At 35.9% G+C, this 482-nt stretch carries 1 protein-coding gene; it reads left to right on the forward strand.

What is annotated here, in order from left to right:
* Window positions 1–39: 39 nt before the first annotated feature.
* Window positions 40–482, forward strand: a 443-nt coding sequence (locus FD33_RS10990) for a YveK family protein (RefSeq protein WP_235806962.1), incomplete at its 3' end; no start/stop codon positions are given.

A 482-nucleotide genomic window follows, 5' to 3' on the forward strand; every position in this document is an offset into this window, starting at 1 on the left:
ATATAAATAACATTATATTGTATATATTCGGAGGACGAAGTGGAATCAGAACAAAATATTAGTATGATGCAGATCGTAGGCATCTTACGCAAACATATAAAAGCAATTTTCGGGACAACTATTGTTGTTACTTTGGCAGCAATTTTTGTTACCTTTTTCGTTATGACACCAAAATATAGCGCTACTACACAAATTTTGGTCAATCGTAAATTATCAGAGGACATGCAGTCGGCACAGTTCCAGCAGGTTCAGGCTGATGTTCAGATGATCAGTACTTATAAGGATATTATTACTAGTCCTACTGTTTTAAAAGATGTTAATAAGAAAGTTAGCAGCTATCCTGGTTATCCAGGTTCTATGGGAGCATTGAAAGGATCACTATCGATTAGTAATTCTCAAAATTCTCAAGTGTTTTCAGTAACAGCTAAATCTACAGATGCTGGCACAGCGGCAGCAATTGCCAATATGACAGCTAAGGTTTT

Source organism: Companilactobacillus paralimentarius DSM 13238 = JCM 10415 (assembly GCF_001434985.1).
Taxonomy (GTDB): Bacteria; Bacillota; Bacilli; order Lactobacillales; family Lactobacillaceae; genus Companilactobacillus; species Companilactobacillus paralimentarius.